The sequence below is a fragment of the Enterobacter sp. N5-15 genome, assembly GCF_057221635.1.
The window spans coordinates 3353076-3376545 of record NZ_CM170150.1 but is presented as its reverse complement, the minus strand read 5'-3'; the positions used below and the strand labels follow the sequence as shown (position 1 = coordinate 3376545).

Here is a 23470-nt window from a genome sequence, read left to right as displayed (position 1 = left end):
AACACCATGTCAGTAAAATCACAGTTCCTGAAGAAGCTTCAGGCACGGCAATCCGTTCCAGCTTCTCCTGGCAGTAAGAGTCAGGCTGATATAGCAGAGTTTCGCCTGCGAATGGATCAGCTTCAGACGCAGATGGATGAGTGGCTGACAGGTACCGGACTGAATGTAGAGACACTGACGACATCAGTCCCGGACCTGCTGGTGGAGGGAGGGGCTTTCGAGATTTCCGGTATCGTTCTGCGTTATGACAACCGGGCGGTCAACTTTATGCCGCTCTTTCTTTATGGGCAGGGCGTAGCTGGTTGTGTCGAGGTGACTTTCTGCTCGAGGGAAAGCGTGATTTCTCAAGGACGTCTGTTCATGCGGGTGGGGTGTGTGAGTAACTGGACTTATGCTCCTCCTGAAATGTCATCTCAATCAGGGCAACTATTTGATGAAGGTATTTTTTTCGGTCTGATTTTAGCGCTGTTGCCATAGCGTTAATATTCATTCTCTTTATTAGTCATTGCGAATTGACCCGAGAAATGTTCATGGAAGCAATAATGAAAAAACTACGCCTCTTTCTTATGTTCTGTGTCCTTTTTACCTTGCAGGCTGAGGCCGCACGAGGAAGACAGCCCTGTTCAGGTTCAAAAGGAGGGATTGCACATTGCACCACGGATGGTCGTTTTGTCTGTAACGACGGCAGCTTTAGCCAGTCGAAGCGATTCTGTTCCGGCTACGGGAACGCCGTAACTCACCAGCAGGAAAATTTTTCCGCTCCTACAAGTAAAACACGGGCTAAAAAGGTGAAAACCCCGAAAAAGCAGGAGCAGCAATACCTGATAGAAAGTGAAGAGCCAGTCAATACGCAACCCCGTCAGCCCACATGCGCTCCTCTTTATATGGCAAACAAGCCTGGTTTCACCCATTTACCGATTTGTTCAGGGAATCAGTATTAATCCTTGTGGAAGAGGTAAGAGGTTCCTTTTCCACTATGCGGATTGAATGAACTGGATTGCAAAAAGAAAGGAAATTAAAAATGGCACGAAGAAAAAAGGATAACAATGCTGCGGGAATTATTCTGGTTATTATTGGCGTAATTATCTGGGGTGTTTATGTCGCGGTAAGAGCATTAATTAATCTTAATGAGCGATTTATTGAATCAGTATCGAATCCGGTCGGAATAATCGGTCTGTTCTTTGGTTTACTGATAGCTGTTGCGCTGATAATACGGGTTTTCATTTACCGGGGCTTCCAGAAGAAAACCGCGGAGCTTGAGCAGGCTATGTCGTACCTCATTCAGAAAGAGAAAGCCTTTGAAGAAACCGTCAGCACTGAAGTGGCTCGCGGCCTGTATCAGGAGAAGAAACAGCTTTCCGGTCAGTGGGATGACTTTCTCAATGCCAGAGATAGAGCCTCCCGTGCACTGCAGCGTATTGTGGATTCTGCGTATAAATTCAAAGTCAAAACCCTGCTTTCCGGCACCACGGTGAATAACTGGCAAAGCAAGTATGACCAGCTCAGGAAGGAGAGAGACGCTTACGCTGCAATCAGCGAGAAAATCACCTTTCTGGAACTTGAAGACAGCTCCGACTGGGATGGCGTAAAACAGCAGTTTCTGGATAAGGTTGCCCTGCTGGAAAAAGCGCAGGAAGAAAAAGAGTTTCAGGCAGAGCTCAAGCGTCAGATGCGGGAAGAAAAACAGCGTCAGGACGAACTGGACAGGCAGCAGCGCGAAGCGGAAGAGGAGGAGCAACGCCTTGCGGAGCAGCAGCGTTTACTGGAGGAAGCTCTGCTCGCCGCTGAAGGCGCTCACAGGGAAGAGCTGGAAAGACAGCGTCTTGAGCTGGAGCAGAAAATGCAGGACGTGCATCAGCGGTATGAACGCGCCAAATCCATGGCTCAGCTTACAAAGCAGGGACATGTGTATGTGATTTCGAATATCGGTTCCTTCGGTGAGAACGTCTTCAAAATCGGTATGACCCGACGCCTGGAGCCTATGGAGCGAGTGAAAGAATTGAGTGGTGCTGCCGTGCCTTTTGATTTTGACGTTCACGCCATGATTTCCTGCGATGACGCCCCCGCACTTGAAAAGACACTTCATGATCATCTGGAAAGCTACCGGATCAACAGAATTAACCTGCGTAAGGAGTTTTTCCGTGTCGAGCTCAGCAGAATTATCGATGAGGTAGAACGTCACCATGGTCAGGTTGAATATATTGCTGACCCAGTGGCTTTGCAGTATCTGCAAAGTCTCGAATATGCAGAAAACGAAGCTGCATAAACGATAATTCGCCATAGTTCCTCATATCAAAGGGATATCTGGTCATGAATGACATCACCTCACGCAAAATAAAAACCGGCGGCGACCCGCGCACGCTTCCGGAATATACATCCCTGCGTAATGAACTGAGTAAGTTAAGCCATCCCGCACGTCCGGATGTGAGCTGGCTATACGTGGAAAAATGCTGTCTTTCTTTATTCGAGCAAAACGGCGTTGAATTGCAGACAGCAGCCTGGTATACCCTTGCCCGTACACATCTGTCTCGATTAGCGGGCATGAATGAAGGGCTGGCAATCCTGGAGGCGCTGATTAGTCGGCAGTGGGATGTTCTCTGGCCGCAGGCGTTGCAGGTTCGTATGGAAATCCTGAGCAGTCTGAGCCTGCGCCTGCAGCAGCTCGTGCGTATGCTTCCAGTGAACAACGGTAATCTTAGCGAGCTTTATAGCGCGGAAGAACAGCTTACCAGCCTGGGGACGGTGCTCCAGCGTCTCGAGCTCAAACATCTTAGCCAGTTCGATACGTTACGAACGCTGGTACATTCAAGCGCAGCAAGGCTGGAAAACAGTAATGGCGTAAGAGATTTGAACGAGAGCAGTCCCGGCAGTGAAACCCCTCCGGATAGGGCAGAGCCGATCGAAGAGGTAAAATGGGTCTATGTTGCGCAGCAGGAAACTGAGCCGAATAGTGAGGACCGTATGACGGCTCCCGGATCTGCCAGACCATGGAAACCCTTTGTCGCTGGAGCGTTTTCTGCGCTGGTGGTTTGCACCGCCTTGGCGTGGGGAGGTGGCTTTCTCTCCAGACCCGATCCATTAACGGCTCAGGTTGTCGCCTCTCTGGCACCGTTACCGGAAGCGCTCACGCCTGTTCAGCAAGACGCGTTAACGCAGCGAGGAGCTTTACCGCCCACGTTTATCTCCGAAACGCAGCAGCAGCTTGCCCGACTGGATAAACTGCCTCCTGACTGGAATATCTCCTACAGCCTTCAGCTGTTAGCACAACTCCAGACATTGCGGCCGGAGGAGGCTAAAACGCTCACAATGCTGTGGCAGCAAAAATTTAACGCGACAGCCTTGCCTCTGGACGCAATGAACAGCTGGTATCAGGGGATGGTGAAGCTTCAGCAGCTGAGTAATCGGCTGAGTAGTCTGGATGAGCAAAAAGGAAAATATATAACGGTGAGCGAGCTTAAATCCGTGGTTTTTTCGACGATACAGTCATTTAACCATGCGATACCGGCTGAAGAGCAGCTCAGACGCCTGTCGCAGTATCCTGCCGGAAATGAGCTTCCTGAAGCAGAAAAGACCCAGCTGGAGCTGCATCTTAAACAACTGGCAGCACGGTATGTTCTAATAAAACAGGATTCTTCAATTCTGGCCGCGGATAGGTGAATGTGCTGGAAAAAGCATGGAGGTCAAAGTGTCCCCTGCATAAATAGAACCTGGTGTGTATGTTGTTGAAATATATTATTAATTTAATTTATATTCTATAAAGTTATACACCTAATTATACACATCAATAAATGCTTGTGTTTTCATCCGAGATGGAGGCATTCTGCAACGCCTCCAGCCTCCAGCCTCCAGCCTCCAGCCTCCAGCCTCCAGCCTCCAGCCTCCAGCCTCCAGCCTCCAGCCTCCAGCCTCCAGCCTCCAGCCTCCACTTTACAAAATGTTACAAATTCATTCGTCAAATTTGATGATTGTCAGTAGTTAACAACCGTTTTCAATGGTTGTCGCTCGTTAACATTCAGTACTCCTCAATATTATTCACCACTTATTATTATTCAATAATTTTGAATGAATTGTCATGGGGCTAACTTTACGAATAAATTCATCTGTGTAAGTATATAAATATCCAATCGAGACCAATAAAGAAGAAATAGTAATTAATGAGTGGGGTAATTATGAGTTTTATGCTTAACAGTGAACCATCCTATAAAAAATTAAGACTTTTACGGATGTCGGATGTAATTGATTTAACGGGGCTTCCAAAGTCAACTATTTATTTAAAAATGAAAAGCAAAGACTTTCCTAGACAGGTGTCTATCGGTGCTCGATCTGTAGCATGGGTCGAAGCCGAGATTAATGATTGGATAGAGAAAAATATTCAGAACAGGAAAGATAATTGCTCATAAGAGGTATTAAAATGATTAACCCAAGGAATGCTAATAAAATACTCTCAATCAAGAATGAAAGCACATCACTATTAGAAGCATATCAGGTAAGTATATTCAAAGATGGATATAGTGATGCTGCATGTATCGCAAGAATCGTTGAGATTTATTTTTTGAATAAACTTCGCATTAAAGGACAGAAACTATGTTCTTTAACTGGTCTAATGATCCCTGATACAGAGGCGACTACCGAAGAAACTAATCTCCTATTGAGCCGATTTGAGGTGCTATGTCACCGTGAAGAAGAAGAGTTATCCTTCCGACAAAGAGAGGTTAAAACTGCCGAGTACGCATTAAAAAATGCAGGGTTGAATGTTAACTCCAGAACAGTTTCTGAAGTAAAAAACAAAAATGCCGTGAAAGGGGCGCGTGATGCTTATGAACGACAGTACCATTCTGCATTTTTACGGCAGAAAGAGCAGCAAACGCGGGTAAGTCTCTTCAGAGGATTCGGAAGTTTGTTACTTGAAGAGGCTGAACATATCGGGGGGAACGTTAGTAAAAAATATATTAACTCGTTTTCCAGACCGTTAACTTCTCCCGATGAGTTTATTAACGTTTTAAACGATGCGACTTTAGTTCGGGATGTGAGATTTATCTTGGATGCTCTATGCGCACTGGATAATGCTGTTGAGCACATTCTTAAATGTTGTGCATACCCAAATGACCGTTACGAACTGGAAAGAGGTGGGATAAGTCGAACTATGGCCTATCGGGAGTACTACCGCGCTGAAAATGCCATACTTCGCTCCGTAGTAAGCGATCGAGAGTATGCAGAACATGCTGTGAAATTTAATCAGCTCTCTGAACACAAGAAAAAAATATTTCGTAAATAATAAAAGGATAAATCATGTACGCATTCAAAGCCGAAAGGCCGGACGCTGCACGCCGTTATCATAGTAAATTCGTATCTGGTACAAATTACCAGGAATCTTCAAACAGAAGATTTGCATTAAGTAAACCAACGGAAAATATTTTGCGAAGCTCAATTCTTGAGTCTGGTTGGTTAATCAATAATATCACTTTGCGTGACGTTAATGCTGTTTCAGGTAATGCCATTAATATTGGAGCCAGCGAGTTACATACAGGACGAGTTCATGGTGGCAGATTCAGTAAGATGTTAGCGATAAATGGCACTGAATTTTTTCTGTCCGAAACTGACACGTGTGCACGAATCAGCTATTTAGATATGTCACATATTTATCATACAGGTGCTCAGGGCGAATTTGATAAATCGGTCAGTGCGTTTTTTAGTCAGGCTTATGCACTTGATATGTTGCGGGTTGGTTTTAATGGCGAGTCTATTGCCGATACGACTGATCCTGAGATCAATAAAAAAGGTGAGGATGTAAATATCGGTTGGCATGCGCTGGCAAAAGACTATCGAGATGGTCAGCAGGTTCTAAGCACCCCTCTAACCCTTGGAGATACCGGGGAATGGAAAAACCTCGATCTGCTCGCTAATCACCTCATCACTGAGTTGATTGCAGAGCCTTATCGGGAAGATCCGCGTCTGGTGGTTCTCGTGGGTGCCGAGCTTGCTGCTAAACAGCGTCTTAAGCTCTTCAACGCAGCTGATCGCCCGGCTGATGTGGATGCTGCACAAATGGCAGTCAGTTCGGTTGCTGGACGGTTTGCTTTTATCCCGCCGTTCATGCCGGGAAAACGTCTTGCGGTCACTACGCTGGATAATCTGCACATCTATACCCAGTCCCGAACCCGATCATTCCGGGCTGAGTTTGATGATGAGAAAAGTGAATACGTTAATTCTTATCTTCGTAATGAAGGGTATGCGCTGGGTGAACCGGAGCTTTATGCGGCTGTTGATGAGAGTGCGGTGACTTTTTCTGACTGAGACTATAGAAACAAAAAGACCCGCTAAAAGCGGGTCTTATGCACAGCAACAGGATAATGAAAAACCGAAACTTCGGTCTGAGGTTTAAGAATGCCTAGGTTTATCTTTATGTTCAACACACAAGATTCGGTTATAAAATTCTTGCGCCATGCTAATTGCTCGGGCTATATTCACAGCGTTGCCGCAAAATCGGCAACCGGGCGTAGGAACCCGAGTAATCTAACGGCGACACAACACGCGCCAGGCGTGTTTTTTTGTGTCGTAGCTTTGACTCACCCTTATTTTATGGTGTGGTGGTTAACCGTATCTATTCGTTATTTACGCCACATCATCCAAATTATGGTAGTCCAGGCGGGGCAGCTTTCGGGCTGGCCGGTATCCGTTAGAGCCGGTATTCCTACCCCCGTCTGGGCTACCACCCATGAGCGTAGGAACTCCGGTGGTAGCGTTACCCGCTATCTAACGGAGATTGCCGCCATGGCTACGATCCCTGCTTTGTCTCACCCCCAATTTACCTTTGTATTTCTCGCTGTTCGCCGTTCTGACTGTGCCGCGCGACCATTCGCTGTGCGTACTGTTGCAACATGCGAGCGTGCTGCCCGCATGAAACTCGCTGCTGATTTTGTACTGAGTTTCGCCGCACGTATTCCGATGAACAATTTCGGGGAGGTGAACGCATGAGCCATTTACCTATCACTAAACATGGTTGCACCTTGTCTGAAGCGGGCGAAAGCCGTCTTTTACGAGTAGCTCAGGCCAGCGAGTTTCTTGCCGAAATTCTTTCAATGCCTGTAATGAGCGGAACAAAAACGATTTCTGCTGAAGGTGCCGCAGCGCTAATGGCATGTATTGCAGAACAGCTGGAAGGCGTAGTGAAGGAAACCAGCACCATGAAAGGAGAAAGCGATGCACGCTAATATCGGGATCAACTCAACAGAATTTCGGGCGGCATTTCTGCGCTCCTGCATTGCTGACGCCTATATCTCCCTGATGCTGCGGATTAATGGGGAAGCTGTGTATATCGAGGATGGCGAGCGTATCGAGCTGACACCTGATCGTGTAGCCATGAATATTCTTTATCACATTGAAGCGCCCTGGATTAACGAATTCGGCCATGAAGAGGGGCATCGTCTGGCGTGTGACGTTCTGGAGCGAATGCTGTCACCTGGTTACATGGCTGAAAATATCCGTCTTTCCGCATTTGGTGTTTCTGAGCTACGTGAAGTGTACCGGGACATCGTTTTCGGTGCGCCAGATGGAGAAGTACCTCCTGGTTTCAGCATTACCACTGCGGGAGTCGGGGAGGTACTGTTATGAAAGTTCAGTCTGTATCTGCGGTTTCGGGGGCAGCAAACGGGCGCTGGCCACACATCCTATCCTCGTTAGGGATTAAGGTTCCTTCCGCCCGACGCCACGGTGCCTGTCCGGCCTGCGGCGGAAAAGATCGCTTTCGTCTTGATGACAAAGAAGGGCGCGGAACATGGTTCTGTAATCAGTGCGGCAATGGCGATGGCCTTGATTTAGTCCGTCTGGTGACTGGGCGCTCAGTGAAGGAGGTCGCGGGAATGGTCTCTGAGGTACTGGCATTGCCTGAAGTACAGGATAAACCCGCTATGCCAGCCAGGAAAAAGACGGGGGGAAAAGAGACCGGGGCAGACCGCTATCAGAAACTTAAAAAGCTGTCTCAAAACGGTGAATCAGCCTATCTGACCGAAAAGGGATTACAGGGTTACTCTTTACCGCTTCTTACTGCCGCCATCAATCTGGCGGGGATGTCTTTTCCAGCCGGGTCGCTGCTGCTGCCTTTAACTGACATCACCGGGAATGTTACAGGCGGTCAGCTTATTAACTCCGATGGTGATAAAAGTCTTTTACCCGGCAGTCAGCTGTCAGGTGCTTTTATTGCCGTGGCTGATGTTCCGTCTGATGCTCCGGAACAGGTCATTATCACTGAAGGATATGCCACTGCGTTGACGGTCAGCCTCCTGGCTGAAGGTTGGATCGTTGCAGCTATTGCGGCCACAAATTTGGTAAAGGTTGCTGAGCAAATCCGCATTCGATGGCCTGACACCCGGATTATCCTGGCTGGAGATAACGATCTTGTTGACGGGAAAGAGAACACTGGCCGGGTATGGGCTGAAAAAGCGGCGAAAGCCGTAGATGGTTGGGTAACTCTGCCTCCGGTACGTCATAAAGCCGACTGGGATGATTATCGCCAGGAAACCGGGAAGGAAAGGGCGCGTGAAGCCTTCCGGGAGGAAATGACGTTGCACGGAAAAGGGCAAACCAGATTACCGCAGGGGTTCAGGCTCACGAAAGAATATTTGTGGTATGACAAGCTGGTGAACAAATCAGATGGTGACACTGAGATCCGCAATATCAAGATTTGCAGTCCACTGCGTGTGACTGCTATCACCAGCGATGCTGACGGCAGTAATTATGGCCGTCTGCTGGAATGGGAGGACACCAACGGCATTAGCCGAAAATGGGCAATGCCGATGGAAATGCTGGGTGGTAGCGGGGAGGAACTGCGGCGCGTACTGCTGGTCAATGGGCTTTCTTATATCAATATCAACGGGATGGCCAGAGCGCACCTGATGGAATACATCTCCCTGTGCAAGCCCGACAGAAAAGTGACCTGCGTGAATAAAACAGGCTGGCATGGCGGCGTTTATGTTCTTCAGGATGAAGTGATCGGCAGAGAGTCACAGTCTGTCATTCTCCAGACTTCCAGCGTTCAGGGGCGTGATTTTCGTGTTACGGGCACCACGGAAGAATGGCGGGAAAATATAGGTCGCTATTGCGTCAATAATGCCCGACTGGCCTTTGCCGTAAGCCTGGCATTCGCCGCGCCGCTTCTGAAGCTGGTTGGCATAGGTGGCGGCGGTTATCACCTGAAAGGTGAATCTACAGACGGTAAAACCACGACCATGAAAGTGGCTGCTTCGGTGTGCGGTGGTACGGATTTCTGGCATACATGGCGTGCTACCGGGAACGCGCTGGAAGGAACGGCCAGCCGCCGCAATGATGCCACACTGATGCTTGATGAAATCCGCGAGGTGGATGGCAGAGAGGCGGGGAATATTGCCTACATGCTGGCGAACGGCCAGGGCAAAGCCCGTGCCCGAACTGATGGTTCGGTACGGGAAACAAACCGCTGGAATTTGTTGTTTCTTTCCACGGGGGAGCTGTCACTGGTCGAGCACGCCGCCAGTGCCGGAGAGCGAACCTACGCCGGGGTTGAAGTACGCATGATCCAGATCCCGAGTGATTCAGGCAAGCATGGAGTATTTGAGGAGTTGCACGGCTTTAGTGGTGGTAAAGCGCTGGCGGAGCATCTGGAACACGCCGTTATTCATTATCATGGCTCACCCTTCCGCGACTGGCTGCATTGTCTGACAGCCGATCTCCAGGAACTGACCAGCCAGGCGAAAGCGCTGCTGAAGGACTACACCCGCAGGTTGACCCCAGCGGATGCAGGAAATCAGGTTGGGCGCGCCGTTACCCGTTTTGCGCTGGTTGCTATGGCTGGGGAACTTGCCACACAAGCCGGGATAACCGGATGGCCTGAAGGTGAGGCGTTCAGGGCTGCTGAGTGTTGTCTTGCCTCATGGATGGCTGATCGTGGGCATACCGCGAACCAGGAGGATAAAACCGCACTGGAGCAGGTCAGGGATTATATGACACGTAACCAGTTCAGCCGCTTTGCTGACTGGCACGACGACAGGAACCGCCCACTGTCGATGATGGGGTTCAGGAAAGTGGACAAGGGCGACAACGTGACAGAATCCACTGTGACCTTCTACGTATTGCCATCTGGCTGGAAAGAAATTTGTAAAGGGTTCGATTCACGAAAGGTGGCCAGATTGTGTGTTGAGGCGGGCTGGCTGAAAGCCGGGGAGGATGGGAGAACGCAAAACAGCGTTCGCCTTCCAGAAATAGGGCTTAAGCGTGTGTACCAGTTTAATACGCAAGTATTGGGTAGCACTGATCCCGAATAGTAATCGCGTGAGTCTTATTTTTATGAGGTAACACTGGTAACAGAGGTAACAGGCAGTGACGGCAAGGCTTGCCACTGTTACCAGTCAGAAATAGCCACTGGTAACAGTGGTAACAAAAATCAGTGTGTTACCACGCGTTACCTCTTTATTTAGGTCACTGGTAACAGATTAATTTCAATTAAATCAAAGATGTTACACGTGTTACCAGTGTTACACGTTCAGAACAAGAGGAAAGGAACCAAAATCCCTTCTTCTGGCAGGCAACAGAGGTTTAGCTATGCGAGTGATGAAAATTTACTGCCCGGAGTGTATGTCTGCGGCAACGGTGAGGAAAACAAACCGAAAGCACCCCAAATTATCAGATGTGTACTGTTATTGCTCTAACGTAGAGTGTGGGCATACGTTTGTGATGAACGTTTCCTTCTCACACACGATTAGTCCCAGCGCTTTGAGCGGCCAGGGACGGATTAAAGAGCTAATGGATGCCCTGCCACCGGACGAGCGACAAAAAGCGTTAGAACTCCTGTTGGCAGCCAAAGAGAACCAGTGAACGGCACGCCGGGAGTCACTAAAATTTTCCCGGCTTCGGTTCATTAAATTTCAGCTGCTTAAGGAAAAATATCTATAATAATCAGATTGTTAAATTTTAGGTGTGCCGTCAGTTATCATGAAAAATCTCACCTAAAATTTTATATGTCTTTAATATCAATAGCTTAATTCTAGTGGTTACGATGTTGGAGTGAAGCTAAACTGAAAAAAGCTGAAATTCTTTTCACTCTTTTCAGTTTCCTGCTCGCTGTAAATCCCCAGTTGTAGCGCGGTCTGGCGCTATCATTTGTAAAAAATCCCAACTGAAAAATTTTTGCGATCTGAAAACCGCAGGCGGGTGCGGTGTAGTGCGATTTTGGTAGTTTTACTTTTTTTGTTGTTTTGAGTATCTTTGTTGATGAATTCACCTCGTCTGTTTGGCTGGGAGCATCATGAATCATATGCATGAGATTAAGAAATTAAGTTAAATCTTCGCTTCTTAAAATAATTTGAGAGGGGTGATTATGTATCACCTTATAGATGGTAAAGTTATTCAAAGAATAAACAAGGAAGAATATGAATCAGTATCTGATTAAATCTATACATATCGAAAAGTTGTTTGGGTTATATACTTATAACTTGGATGAGGAAAAGTTAAATAACAGTGCCGTAATTTTATATGGTGATAACGGGGTGGGTAAAAGTACATTGCTTCGGTTAGCTTTCCATATGCTTTCCCCCTCAAATCAAAATGGGCATAGAACTGCACTTTCAAGTATCAAGTTTGATCTTCTAAAAATTGAGTTAACTTCTGGACACACATTAACTGCTAAGCATGAAAGTTTTAACACTGAGAATGCTTCCCTGACAATGGAGATATCTCATAAAGGAAACATAATTGCTAGATGGGTTAGAAGTCCTGGTCAGAATGAGGTAAGAAGACTCGTAATAGATGATGAAGTTGTGTATGTTCGTGAAGGTGGGCCGTATGAAAATATTATAATTGAAAACAAAAGACATCAAAATAAAGATCCTTTAAGGAAAGTCACTAGTCAACGTTTATATATTGAAACTTTGAAATCAATTACACCAATTACCTTTATCTTGGATGCTGATAGAAGGTTAGATGGGGACACTATCAGTGATCCTGATGATGAAGTAGAGCTGAGGCGAGCTGTTAAGATGGGAACGCCAAAGCGAATCCAGGACTTAGTTTTAAGGTCAAGAGAGATTGCATTAAGTCAGGCTATGAGTGCTGCAACTAAATGGATTGCGCGTAAAGCCGTTCAGGGTACGAATATTGGGACTGATAATGTACACTCCACATATGTAAGGATTTTGAAACAGCTTGGCTCAAGCACAAATCAAGGGAGCACACTAATAGTCGATGCTGATATTGATAGCCTTAAAAATAATTTAATTTCTATTGGGAAAGAAACATTTGAACTAGCAAAATACGAATTAACATCTTTTTTAGATATGACTGAGTTTCAATATGTCCTTTCTACAGATTCCTCATCACAAAAAGCACTTTCAGCCGAACTTTTAAAACCATATATTGAAAGTTTAGATGGGCGTTTAGCTGGTGTTCGTTCTATTTATAAAATATTAGATAAATTTATTTCAACGATTAATGAGTTGTTAACTGATAAAGAGATTCAATTTAAGTTAAGCCAAGGGTTTCTGATTGTTAATAAATTTGGAGATGAACTGACACCTGCTCAGTTATCCTCTGGTGAACAGCAGTTGCTATTACTGTTTTGCTATGTTTTAGTTGCTAGGGATACTCCTAGTATATTCATGATTGATGAGCCTGAGATATCACTAAATATAAAATGGCAACGAATAATAATTAACTCGTTACTTGATATTACAAATGAAGCAAACATTCAGTTTATTTTTGCTTCGCATTCTTTGGAGATAATTTCTCAACATCGTAAAAGAGTTGCTAAACTGGAAAATCAAAATGGCTGATTTACCAAGAAGATCTATTGAAGATATTAAAACTCGATATTTTGTTGAGCCTTCACTGCGTGATATCTATGTTGAGGGCGATTTTGATAAGCTTGCATTAAATTCTTGGTGCGAAAAAAAATTAGAGAAAAATATCGTTTCATATGAAATTGATAGTGTTGACATCCCATATGAAATACTTGAAAAGTATGGGCTAACAGAAGGGAATAAACAAAGAGTAATTGCGTTGGCGAAAGAGCTTGAAGAATTGCAATGCGATAATTATAAATGTTTAGTGGATAAAGACTTGGATCATTGGTTTGACGCAATTGAAGATATCCCCCAACTTGTCTGGACTGATTATAGTTCTCTTGAGATGTATTTTTTTTCAGAGCAATTAATAAAAGTAATTTTAGTTGATATTTCTAATAGCAAGATTAAAAATTGGCCGCAGTTTTATGTGTCTTTTTTAAATGTTTTGAAACAACTTTATAGTATCAAACTTACAGACCGATCTTTAGGGATAAATGGTAATTGGTGTGATATAAGAAAATCGCTATCGTCACCAAGTGATAGTTTGATATTTGACTATGTTAGTTATATTAATAAGAATCTTATTTCATTTGGATTAAAGTCTAGAAATGGCGAATTCATTCGATCTTTTAATGAATGGTTAGGTAAATTAGATTGTGATCCTAGATTATGTATAAGAGGACATGATTTTGTAGAGCTAATGTCTAGTGCTGTGAAAGAGTATAAAGGTATGAAGAGTTTTCAAGATGCCGAGGCGTTGCAACGTATGCTACTTGCTTTTATTGATGACATAGAACTGCTTATTCAGAGGTTAAGATGATCTGCATACCATTGAAGCATTGACTTTCTTTGGGTTAAGTATTGCGCATGATTGTAAGTACCTCGAATAGAGTTCCTATCAACATGCGCAAGTTGCAATTCTATCCAAGCACTCTCAAAACCATGTTCATGCAAAATAGTGCTCATGGTATGTCTAAAGCCGTGACCGGTTAAACGGCCATGATAGCCAAGTAGCTTTATTACTTTGTTGATACTGGCTTCGCTCATTGGTTTTCTAACGTCGTTTCGTCCTGGAAAAACAAGGTTATATTTTCCTGTTATTTCTTGCAGCTTTTTCAAGATACTTATTGCTTGAATAGGCATCGGAACTAGGTGAGGGCGACGTTTCTTCATCCGTTCTTTGGGGATCTCCCATAAAGCATTATCGAAATCAAACTCAACCCATTCCGCTGCACGTAGTTCAATCGTTCGTACGCCAGTTAGCATTAACAGCTGCGTGGCGTATTTGGTTACTAAACTACCTTTATAGCTGTCCAGAGCATTGACGAATTCAGGCAACTCGCTTTCAGTCAGAAACGGGAAGTGTTGAGTTTTAGGTTTGCTAAGTGCGATCGCCAAATCAGGGGCAAAGTTGTACTTTGCTCGCCCGGTAGCGACTGCATATCTTAGAACTTCACCGCAGCGGCGACGTATTTTGCTGGTTTGCTCAAGCGCACCTCTTTTTTCGATCTTTTGCAGAACGGTGAGCAGCTCCAAAGGTTCGATTTGTTCGATTGGACGTTGGCCGATGAACGGGAAAATATCCTTTTCCATGCAGTTAAGAACTTCATTTGCGTAGCCCTTAGACCAGGTTGCCGTTTTGGATGCGTGCCATTCCCTCGCTACAGATTCAAAGCTGTTAGCATGAGCAAACTGTAACGCAATTTTTTCTGCCTTTCTGGCTTCACTGGGGTTGACCCCTTTGGCCAACATCGAACGAGCTTCGTCACGTTTAGCACGCGCCTGTGCAAGCGATACATCACCGTACACGCCAAAGGAAATCATCTTCGGCTTGCCTGCAAAGCGGTAGCGATAACGCCAACCTTTACTGCCTGATGTGTCGATAAGAAGTGACAACCCCATGCCATCGTTCAACGTATAGGGCTTATCCTTTGGTTTTGCTCGTTTTATTTGAATGTCAGATAGCAGCATGTGTATAGAAAAAAGATCGAACTCAGTTATACACAATCTTATACGCAAAGATGTATAGATTCTATCAGAAATAATGGCACTTTACTGGACGAACAAGATTAGTGATTAGGATTTAAATCAGTGAGTTATGGAAGTTATTAGACTTGCTGAGATGTAATCATGGTGTCCCCTGCAGGAATCGAACCTGCAACTAGCCCTTAGGAGGGGCTCGTTATATCCATTTAACTAAGGGGACGAGGCGGCACGAGTATAGCTCTATTTACACTTTGGGTTAAGCGCATTGCCGCCTGACTGCTCAAAGAGTCACCGTTCAGGTCGATTTTTTTGTCGATTTATCATCATTTTCCCGTGCCTTAAGCTCAGCTTTGCGTTTGTTCGACATGTCGTTGCGGATTTGGGCATGGCTTAACAGCGCAAAGATAAACGTTCCGCCGCAGATGTTTCCCGCCAGTGTCGGAAGGGCGAACGGCCAGAAAAAATCGCTCCAGTGAAGCGTACCGTTAAAGACCAGATAGAGGATTTCCACGGTACCGACCACAATATGCGTGGTGTCCGCCAGCGCAATCAGCCACGTCATCAATATGATCACCACAATTTTGGCGCTCCCCGCTGAAGGAAACATCCAGACCATCGTGGCGATAATCCAGCCGGAGATGATGGCATTTGAGAACATCTCGATCGGGGTGTTTTTCATCACATCCATGCCAATTTTCACAAACGCATCCCGGGTGGGTTCATCAAAGATCGGCATATATTCAAACGCCCATGCTGCGATCCCCGTGCCGATAATATTACCCAGCAGGACCACGCTCCAAAGCCGCATCAATAAACCGAAATTGCCGAGGGTGGGGTTTTGCATCACCGGCAGCACGGCGGTCACCGTGTTTTCGGTAAACAGCTGCTGGCGGGCCATGATGACGATAATAAAGCCGAAGGTATAGCCGAGGTTCTCCAGTAAAAATCCGCCGGGCACGCCTTCCAGCTGCACATGAAATATCCCTTTTGCGAGCAGTGACGCGCCCATAGAGAGCCCGGCAGCGATGGCTGACCAGAAGAGGGCCATCGCGTCGCGCTCCATCTCCTTTTCGCCATCCTGGCGGATATGTTCGTGGATGGCCATCGCGCGGGAGGGGAGGCGATCTTCATCAATTTCTATCTTCTCGCCGCGCGCTTTCTCCTCGCTTTCAATTTCAAGATCCTCATTGTTCTCGCCAATTTTTTCTTCGCCCACGTCTTTCATATTTGCTCCCGGAGGTTGATCTTTCTGTTAAGCGTAGCGGCTTTTATCGGGATGCCTGTGGGGATGCTCTTAAATTGGCGGCAATGACAACAAAGGTGATACATCTCTTTCAAAGTCATTATAAAATTGCCAGCGAAACGAATTCCAAAAGCCAGGCTATGCTGAGATCAGAGTCACGGTGGTTACTGCCCGTAATTGTGCTCATAGACATCGGTAAACGTGCTGTTACAATCGCTTGCACGTTTACAGACGGAGCGTCAACGGCTCCGTTACGGATGGCAATCAACGATAGCCATACTGAACAGGGAGATATTTATGAAACTTCGGCTGTCGGCGCTTGCGCTTGGCGCGACGATGCTTGTGGGCTGCGCCAGCTCCGGTGAGCAAACGGGACGCTCCGATCCTCTCGAAGGATTTAACCGCTCAATGTATAGCTTCAACTACAACGTACTGGACCCGTATGTGGTTCGTCCGGTGGCAGTAGCATGGCGCGATTATGTTCCACAACCTGCGCGTAACGGGTTAAGTAACTTTACCAGCAACCTTGAAGAACCTGCGGTAATGGTGAACTACTTCCTGCAGGGCGACCCGTATCAGGGGATGGTCCACTTTACCCGCTTCTTCCTGAACTCCATTCTGGGGATGGGGGGCTTTATTGATGTTGCTGGTATGGCTAACCCGAAACTGCAGCGTGAACAGCCGCACCGTTTCGGCAGCACGATGGGGCACTACGGCGTCGGGTATGGTCCGTACATGCATTTACCGTTCTACGGTAGTTTTACCCTCCGTGATGATGGCGGCGATATGGCGGATACCCTGTATCCGGTCTTGTCATGGCTGACCTGGCCGCTGTCGGTGGGTAAATGGACGGTGGAAGGGATTGAAACCCGCGCGCAACTGCTCGACTCTGATGGTCTGCTGCGCCAGTCTTCTGACCCGTACATTATGGTACGTGAAGCGTACTTCCAGAATCATGACTTTATTGCCAACGGCGGTAAGCTGAAGCCGGAAGAGAATCCAAACGCGAAGGCGATCGAAAACGAACTAAAAGACATCGATTCGGAATAAATAAAAAAGGTGAGCAATGCTCACCTTTTTTGATTTCAGCACAATTAGAACGCGTAGTTGAAGTTCGTACCGAACAGCCAGGCTTTACCTTCAGAGGTAAACTCGTACGGACCTTCCTTGAACGTCACTTTCTGACCGTGCATATAAGATACGCCCGCATCGATGGAAGCATTCTCGTTCAACGCATAGGTCGCGCCAGCACTTAACCAGAAGCGGTCCTGATCCGGAATGGAAATGGAACGTTTGTCTGCCGGAACCGGGCTGTCGTCAAATGCGATACCGGAGCGGAAAGTCCAGTTTTTGTCGTAGTAGTAGGTGGTACCCAACGCAATACGATAGGCGTCGTGGAAGCTTTCGTCCTTATAGAACAGCGTTTGACCATTGGTTCCGGTCGCTTTCAGCTCCTGGAACTGGCTCCAGCTGGTATAGGCCAGGCTGTAGTGAATGGCCCACTGTGGTGCAACGCGGTTGTAACCGGAGACTTCCCACATTTCTGGCAAATGCAGTGACAGTGAACCTGGAACGGTCTGGTTGGACGTTCCCCAAGGGATGGTGGTGCCCGCACCTGGAACCAGATTGTTCACAGGCGTCAGGATGCCGCTCTTGTAATCGCCGTCGAAGTCAATTTTCACTTCGGAACGATAGGTCAGGCCCCAGCGGTTGTTTTTGTCCAGCTCGTACAGGATACCGGCGTTCCAGCCATAGCCCCACTCATCACCTTCAAGACTGGCAATTTTATTGCTGTTTTTTGGCAGGCGAGCAGTCTGTTCCCCGGCATAACGTTCGATTTTGGCATCAGCATAGACGGCATCAAAGCCCAGACCAAAACTCCAGCTATCGTTCAGGCGATACGCACCGCTCAGGTTAAGGTTCAGCGTAGTAAGGTCTGTTTTACCGCCGTATTCACCTGCCGGATAGTTGTTATTGAACTCGGTAGCAAGACCGTAGTTAGACGTTACGGATGCCCCCCAGCCAAACTGTTCGTTGATAGGCGCAACGAAGTGCAGGTTCGGGATCCATGCTGTTGGGGCAATATTGTCCGCTTTAAGGCTCGCACCTGAAGGTGACTTGCCGGAAATATTGACATCAGGATCGATATACACCGCACCGGCAGAGAAAGTCGGACGATCAAACATCATGATCAATGCAGGGTTACGACTCGCGTTACCTGCATCATCAGCAATAGCGCCTTCCCCGGAATACGCACGGCCAAGGCCAGAGGAAGAAAATTCGTTTAACTGAAAGCCCGCTGACCAGGCGGAAGTGGAGACGAGTGCCACTGCGACTGCCAGCGCAGTCTTGTTGAACAGGGTTTTCTGGCTCATGACCATAACCTCATTGAGTTATTTTTATTCAATAATTGTTACATACCGTAACAGGAGCGCGAAGTGTAGGGTCTGAGGTATGACAGACAAATCAGACCAGTGGCCAGAGTATAGGTCTGACCAGCCTGAATGTTGCAAGTTTGTTTATTAATATTTTCAAACATGTTTCGTGAAACGAGATCTGGTTGGCAAAATTGTGACCATCGCGACTCACCCAAAAGGGTGGTTTTTGTTTTAGATCATTTTTTAGTGTGATATTGGTCACTTATCCGATTTTGCGCCATTAACGGCTGGAGAGAGCCCGCGCCGGGGCGTAAAATAGCAGCATCGTGTTTATCTCGCGCGCTGCGCGAATACAGAGGAAATTGAGCTATGAGTAAATGCAGTGCTGATGAAACCCCGGTTTGCTGCTGTATGGATGTTGGGACCATCATGGACAACACCGATTGCACCGCCTCTTACAGCCGCGTATTCACCAACCGCGCCGAAGCGGAAGAGACCCTGACCGCACTGAGCAAGCGTGCGCGTGATGTTGAATCCGATCCGTGTGAAATCAAGTCTACCTTTACCGAAGTGGAAGGCGGCGTGAAGCTGGACATCGACTTTGTCTTCGCCTGTGAAGCTGAAACGCTGATTTTCCAGCTCGGTCTGCGTTAATCTCTGCGGCCTGATGCCCTCACCCCGACCCTCTCCCACTGGAGAGGGTGCAAACACTAAAAACGGTAACCTACGGGTTACCGTTTTGCTTTTTCCTTGGGGCATTTTCTTTTTCTTCTCTGTGCCTTAGCTCGCACTTTTTCGTTTCCCCGATTGGCTGAATGTAAAAAAATGGTTAAGACTATTATCAGGTCAGACCACTTTATGTTTGAGAAAATTTTTTACAGGGGAGTGTTATGAGTCAGGCATTACCGCTTATTACCCGTCAGGGCGATCGCATTGCCATCGTCAGTGGATTGCGCACGCCATTTGCGCGTCAGGCAACGGCGTTTCATGGCATACCGGCCGTCGACCTGGGGAAAATGGTAGTGGGGGAGATGCTGGCTCGCAGCGAAATTCCGCCTGAGGTCATTGAACAGCTGGTGTTCGGTCAGGTTGTGCAGATGCCAGAAGCCCCCAACATTGCGCGTGAAATCGTCCTCGGTACCGGGATGAACGTGCATACCGATGCCTACAGCGTCAGCCGCGCCTGTGCGACCAGTTTCCAGGCCGTGGCTAACGTCGCCGAAAGCCTGATGGCGGGCACAATTCGCGCCGGGATTGCGGGTGGGGCGGACTCCTCTTCGGTGCTGCCGATTGGGGTCAGTAAAAAGCTGGCGCGCATCCTGGTGGATGCCAATAAAGCCCGCACGATGGGGCAGAAACTCAAACTCTTCTCACGTTTACGCCTGCGCGACCTCACGCCTGTACCACCTGCCGTCGCGGAATACTCCACCGGCCTGCGCATGGGCGATACCGCCGAGCAGATGGCTAAAACGTATGGCATTACCCGTGAACAGCAGGATGCCCTGGCGCATCGTTCGCACCAGCTCGCTGCGAAGGCCTGGTCGGAAGGCAAACTTGCCGACGAGGTGATGACGGCTTACATCCCGCCTTACCGTGAACCGCTCGCGGAAGATAACAATATTCGCGGCACCTCGACGCTGGCGGATTACGCAAAGCTGCGCCCGGCGTTTGACCGCAAGCACGGCACGGTGACGGCGGCGAACAGCACGCCGCTGACGGATGGCGCAGCCGCCGTGATCCTGATGACCGAATCCCGCGCGAAGGAGCTGGGCATCACTCCCCTGGGGTATTTACGCAGCTATGCTTTCACCGCCATTGATGTCTGGCAGGACATGCTGTTAGGTCCGGCGTGGTCCACGCCGCTGGCACTGGAGCGCGCGGGGCTGACGCTGGCTGATTTAACCCTGATTGATATGCACGAAGCGTTTGCCGCGCAAACCCTGGCAAACGTACAGCTGCTGGCAAGCGAGCGTTTCGCGCGCGATGTGCTGGGCCGCGCCCACGCCACGGGCGAAGTGGATCAGAGTAAATTCAACGTGCTGGGCGGCTCTATCGCCTATGGTCATCCGTTTGCCGCCACAGGGGCGAGGATGATCACACAAACATTACATGAACTCCGTCGCCGTGGCGGCGGGTTTGGCCTTGTTACCGCCTGTGCTGCGGGTGGCCTTGGCGCAGCAATGGTTCTGGAGGCTGAATAATGGATATGCCATCTGCATTTAATCTGACGGTTCGCCTCGATAACGTGGCCGTTATCACTATTGATGTGCCTGATGAAAAGATGAATACCCTGAAGGCCGAATTTGGTGTTCAGGTGCGCGCGATGCTAAAGCAGATCCGCGACAACAAAGCCATTCGTGGTCTGGTGTTTATCTCTGCCAAGCCGGATAACTTTATCGCCGGGGCCGATATCAACATGATCGCCCGGGCGCAAAGCGCCCTGGAAGCCGAAGAGCTGGCGCGTCAGGGCCAGCAGGTGATGGCGGAGATCAACGGCCTGCCGATCCCGGTCATTGCCGCGATCCACGGCGCCTGTCTGGGCGGCGGGCTAGAGCTGGCGCTTGCCTGTCACAGCCGGATTTGTACTGACGATGCGAAAACCATTCTGGGTTTGCCGGAAGTGCAGCTGGGCCTGCTGCCAGGCTCCGGTGGAACGCAACGACTGCCGCGCCTGGTGGGCGTCAGCACGGCGCTGGAGATGATCTTAACCGGTAAACAGCTGCGCGCCCGTCAGGCGCTGAAAGCCGGTCTGGTCGATGACGTTGTGCCGCAGTCCATTTTGCTGGAGGCCGCCGTTGAGCTTGCGCTGAAAGGGCGTCAGGCAAAACGTCCTCTGCCGGTACGTGAGCGCGTGCTGGCCGGCCCGCTGGGGAGAACGTTCCTGTTCAGCATGGTGGGCAAAAAGACCGAACAAAAAACCAAAGGCAATTACCCGGCGGCAAAGCGGATCCTCGACGTGATCGAAACCGGGCTGTCGCAGGGCAGCAGCAGCGGCTATGCGGCTGAAGCTAAAGCCTTTGGCGAACTGGCGATGACGCCGCAGTCTCAGGCGTTGCGCAGCATCTTCTTCGCCAGCACGGACGTGAAAAAAGATCCCGGCAGCGAGGCAGAATCTGTGCCGCTGCGTGCCATTGGCGTACTGGGCGGGGGGCTCATGGGCGGCGGTATCGCTTTTGTTACCGCCAGCAAAGGCAAATTACCTGTACGAATCAAAGACATTAATCCTAAGGGGATCAACCACGCGCTGCAGTACAGCTGGCAGAACCTTGATCAAAAGGTCAAACGCCGCCATATCAAGGCAAGCGAGCGTGATAAAACCCTGTCGATGATTTCCGGTACCACGGATTACAGCGGTTTTGCGCACCGCGATCTGGTGATTGAAGCCGTGTTTGAGGATCTGACGCTTAAGCAGCAGATGGTGGCAGACGTTGAGCAACATTGCGCCCCGCATACCATTTTTGCCTCCAATACGTCGTCATTACCCATTGGCGATATCGCGGCGAAAGCCGAGCGTCCGGAGCAGGTGATCGGACTGCATTTCTTTAGCCCGGTCGAAAAAATGCCGCTGGTGGAAGTGATTCCGCATGCGGCCACCAGTCCGCAAACCATCGCTACGGTAGTCAAGCTTGCGAAGAAGCAGGGTAAAACGCCGATCGTGGTAGCAGATAAAGCCGGCTTCTACGTTAACCGCATTCTGGCTCCCTACATTAATGAAGCAATGCGGTTGCTGACGGAAGGCGAGAAAATCGAGCACGTCGACGAAGCATTGGTAAAGTTTGGTTTCCCCGTTGGCCCAATCCAACTTTTGGATGAGGTGGGAATAGATACCGGCACTAAAATTATACCAGTGCTGGAAGCCGCCTATGGCGATCGTTTTAGCCCACCTGCAAACATTGTTTCTGCGATTTTGAAGGACGATCGCAAAGGCAGAAAAAATGAACGCGGTTTCTATCTTTACGGCGCGAAAGGGCGTAAAAGCAAGAAACAGGTCGACCCTTCGGTTTATGGGCTTATTTCGACCACCGGTCAGGGAAAACTGTCCGCCGTTCAGTGCGCTGAGCGCTGCGTGATGATGATGCTCAATGAAGCGGCGCGCTGCTTTGGTGAACAGGTGATCAAGAGCGCACGCGATGGTGACATCGGCGCGGTATTTGGCATTGGTTTCCCGCCGTTCCTTGGCGGTCCGTTCCGTTACATGGATACGCTCGGCGCGGGTGAAGTGGTTGCTATCCTGCAACGTCTGGCTTCGCAATATGGTCCACGGTTTACACCGTGTGACGAATTATTGCAGATGGCGGAACGCGGCCAGACATTTTGGCCTGCAAGGGAAACTGTCCTCGTAAGCTGAGGTCAAAGAAGGGTAAATCCTGAAGTGAATGAACCTGTTCTGGCGATTTTGTAAACAGAGATTGACTATACTTACGCCATTGAGGTAAAAAACAGCGTTTCATTCACCGAATGGATCAGGCACAATGCCCGACCATCGGGTTTTCTACCTCGCAGCATTTATCGCGGGTAGCTAACGCCGGTGATTCTGGTTAACAAAAGCGGTGCAATATGCAAGTTTTTATCATGCGTCACGGCGACGCGGCACTCGATGCCGCCAGTGACTCAGTACGTCCTTTGACTGTCTGTGGCTGCGACGAATCTCGTCTGATGGCGACCTGGCTTAACGGTCAAAAAGTGGACATCGAACGCGTTCTGGTGAGTCCGTTCCTGCGTGCAGAACAGACGCTGGACGTGGTAGGGGAGTGTATGAACCTGCCATCCAGTGTGGATGTTCTCCCTGAACTCACCCCATGTGGCGATGTAGGCCTTGTCAGCGCTTATCTTCAGGCGCTGTGCAATGAAGGTGTCGCTTCCGCGCTGGTCATTTCCCACCTGCCACTGGTTGGCTATCTGGTATCTGAGCTGTGCCCAGGCGAGACCCCGCCGATGTTCACGACATCCGCTATTGCCAATGTTTCTCTCGACGAAACGGGCAAAGGTGTCTTCAACTGGCAAATGAGTCCGTGCAACCTGAAGATGGCAAAAGCGATCTGACGTGACGTGCG

The 23470-nt window shown here is 48.6% G+C and carries 22 protein-coding genes and 1 tRNA gene; 19 read left to right on the top strand and 4 right to left on the bottom strand.

All coding sequences use genetic code 11. The annotated features are described in order from the left end of the window. Positions 1–6: 6 nt before the first annotated feature. The 14 genes from AC2TE5_RS15980 to AC2TE5_RS15915 all read left to right on the top strand — a co-directional run bounded on the left by AC2TE5_RS15980 (position 7) and on the right by AC2TE5_RS15915 (position 13629). A complete protein-coding gene (locus AC2TE5_RS15980) occupies positions 7–477 on the top strand; it encodes a hypothetical protein (protein WP_484611986.1) in 471 nt (156 codons plus the stop codon). Between the two features lie 65 nt (positions 478–542). Further along, complete coding sequence (locus tag AC2TE5_RS15975; protein ID WP_484611985.1) at positions 543–941, top strand: YdcA family protein; 399 nt, start codon at positions 543–545, stop codon at positions 939–941. An 80-nt stretch (positions 942–1021) separates the two neighbouring features. Beyond that, on the top strand, positions 1022–2266 hold the full coding sequence (locus tag AC2TE5_RS15970; protein WP_484611984.1) for a GIY-YIG nuclease family protein: 1245 nt from the start codon (positions 1022–1024) through the stop codon (positions 2264–2266). A gap of 44 nt (positions 2267–2310) precedes the next feature. Continuing rightward, positions 2311–3657, top strand: a complete 1347-nt coding sequence (locus AC2TE5_RS15965) for a VasL domain-containing protein (RefSeq protein ID WP_484611983.1) — start codon at positions 2311–2313, stop codon at positions 3655–3657. 512 nt (positions 3658–4169) lie between these two features. Further along, positions 4170–4400, top strand: coding sequence for a helix-turn-helix transcriptional regulator (locus AC2TE5_RS15960; RefSeq protein WP_071884875.1), 231 nt, complete (start codon positions 4170–4172; stop codon positions 4398–4400). Between the two features lie 11 nt (positions 4401–4411). Continuing rightward, positions 4412–5275 (top strand): hypothetical protein, encoded by an 864-nt coding sequence (locus AC2TE5_RS15955; RefSeq protein WP_484611982.1) that lies wholly within the window; start codon positions 4412–4414, stop codon positions 5273–5275. Between the two features lie 14 nt (positions 5276–5289). Continuing rightward, positions 5290–6294 carry a P2 family phage major capsid protein gene (locus AC2TE5_RS15950; protein WP_039263257.1) on the top strand — a complete coding sequence of 335 codons (1005 nt, stop codon included), beginning with the start codon at positions 5290–5292 and terminating at the stop codon, positions 6292–6294. Between the two features lie 108 nt (positions 6295–6402). Further along, positions 6403–6975 (top strand): host cell division inhibitor Icd-like protein, encoded by a 573-nt coding sequence (locus AC2TE5_RS15945; RefSeq protein WP_082454935.1) that lies wholly within the window; start codon positions 6403–6405, stop codon positions 6973–6975. Next, positions 6972–7211 carry a hypothetical protein gene (locus AC2TE5_RS15940; RefSeq protein WP_052206762.1) on the top strand — a complete coding sequence of 80 codons (240 nt, stop codon included), beginning with the start codon at positions 6972–6974 and terminating at the stop codon, positions 7209–7211. Before AC2TE5_RS15945 ends, AC2TE5_RS15940 begins: the two co-directional genes overlap by 4 nt. Then, entirely contained in the window at positions 7201–7611 is a 411-nt protein-coding gene (locus tag AC2TE5_RS15935; RefSeq protein ID WP_039263255.1) for a hypothetical protein, read from the top strand. The genes AC2TE5_RS15940 and AC2TE5_RS15935 overlap by 11 nt, the downstream gene beginning before the upstream one ends. Beyond that, the gene (locus tag AC2TE5_RS15930) at positions 7608–10295 is read left to right on the top strand and encodes a DUF927 domain-containing protein (RefSeq protein WP_039263254.1); all 2688 of its coding nucleotides are present in this window, start codon (positions 7608–7610) and stop codon (positions 10293–10295) included. Before AC2TE5_RS15935 ends, AC2TE5_RS15930 begins: the two co-directional genes overlap by 4 nt. A 277-nt stretch (positions 10296–10572) precedes the next feature. Then, a complete protein-coding gene (locus AC2TE5_RS15925) occupies positions 10573–10845 on the top strand; it encodes an Ogr/Delta-like zinc finger protein (protein WP_039263253.1) in 273 nt (90 codons plus the stop codon). 554 nt (positions 10846–11399) lie between these two features. Further along, the gene (locus tag AC2TE5_RS15920) at positions 11400–12797 is read left to right on the top strand and encodes an ATP-binding protein (RefSeq protein ID WP_039263252.1); all 1398 of its coding nucleotides are present in this window, start codon (positions 11400–11402) and stop codon (positions 12795–12797) included. Then, complete coding sequence (locus AC2TE5_RS15915; RefSeq protein WP_039263251.1) at positions 12790–13629, top strand: DUF4435 domain-containing protein; 840 nt, start codon at positions 12790–12792, stop codon at positions 13627–13629. The genes AC2TE5_RS15920 and AC2TE5_RS15915 overlap by 8 nt, the downstream gene beginning before the upstream one ends. Here AC2TE5_RS15915 and AC2TE5_RS15910 read toward each other — a convergent pair. The 3 genes from AC2TE5_RS15910 to AC2TE5_RS15900 all read right to left on the bottom strand — a co-directional run bounded on the left by AC2TE5_RS15910 (position 13614) and on the right by AC2TE5_RS15900 (position 16020). Then, positions 13614–14780 carry a tyrosine-type recombinase/integrase gene (locus AC2TE5_RS15910; protein WP_039263250.1) on the bottom strand — a complete coding sequence of 389 codons (1167 nt, stop codon included), beginning with the start codon at positions 14778–14780 and terminating at the stop codon, positions 13614–13616. The two genes, AC2TE5_RS15915 and AC2TE5_RS15910, sit on opposite strands and share 16 nt — an antisense overlap. A 160-nt stretch (positions 14781–14940) precedes the next feature. Beyond that, a tRNA-Arg gene (locus tag AC2TE5_RS15905) sits at positions 14941–15015 on the bottom strand. A 75-nt stretch (positions 15016–15090) separates the two neighbouring features. Then, the gene (locus AC2TE5_RS15900; RefSeq protein WP_063145782.1) at positions 15091–16020 is read right to left on the bottom strand and encodes a formate/nitrite transporter family protein; all 930 of its coding nucleotides are present in this window, start codon (positions 16018–16020) and stop codon (positions 15091–15093) included. A gap of 315 nt (positions 16021–16335) precedes the next feature. Here AC2TE5_RS15900 and mlaA point away from each other — a divergent pair, with 315 nt between their 5' ends. Next, entirely contained in the window at positions 16336–17088 is a 753-nt protein-coding gene (mlaA, locus tag AC2TE5_RS15895) for a phospholipid-binding lipoprotein MlaA (RefSeq protein ID WP_213328125.1), read from the top strand. A gap of 44 nt (positions 17089–17132) precedes the next feature. On the opposite strand, the gene fadL is transcribed toward mlaA, so the two are convergent. Further along, positions 17133–18413 carry a long-chain fatty acid transporter FadL gene (gene fadL, locus AC2TE5_RS15890; protein ID WP_484611981.1) on the bottom strand — a complete coding sequence of 427 codons (1281 nt, stop codon included), beginning with the start codon at positions 18411–18413 and terminating at the stop codon, positions 17133–17135. Positions 18414–18785: 372 nt separating this feature from the next. On the opposite strand from fadL, the gene AC2TE5_RS15885 reads away from it, so the two are divergent. From AC2TE5_RS15885 to sixA, 4 genes are all read left to right on the top strand, one after another. Beyond that, the gene (locus AC2TE5_RS15885; protein ID WP_024907659.1) at positions 18786–19070 is read left to right on the top strand and encodes a YfcZ/YiiS family protein; all 285 of its coding nucleotides are present in this window, start codon (positions 18786–18788) and stop codon (positions 19068–19070) included. Positions 19071–19306: 236 nt separating this feature from the next. Beyond that, a complete protein-coding gene (gene fadI, locus AC2TE5_RS15880) occupies positions 19307–20617 on the top strand; it encodes an acetyl-CoA C-acyltransferase FadI (RefSeq protein ID WP_484611980.1) in 1311 nt (436 codons plus the stop codon). Further along, a complete protein-coding gene (gene fadJ / locus AC2TE5_RS15875) occupies positions 20617–22764 on the top strand; it encodes a fatty acid oxidation complex subunit alpha FadJ (RefSeq protein ID WP_484611979.1) in 2148 nt (715 codons plus the stop codon). Before fadI ends, fadJ begins: the two co-directional genes overlap by 1 nt. A 209-nt stretch (positions 22765–22973) precedes the next feature. Beyond that, positions 22974–23459, top strand: coding sequence for a phosphohistidine phosphatase SixA (gene sixA / locus AC2TE5_RS15870; RefSeq protein WP_045330962.1), 486 nt, complete (start codon positions 22974–22976; stop codon positions 23457–23459). The last annotated feature ends 11 nt before the right edge of the window (positions 23460–23470 follow it).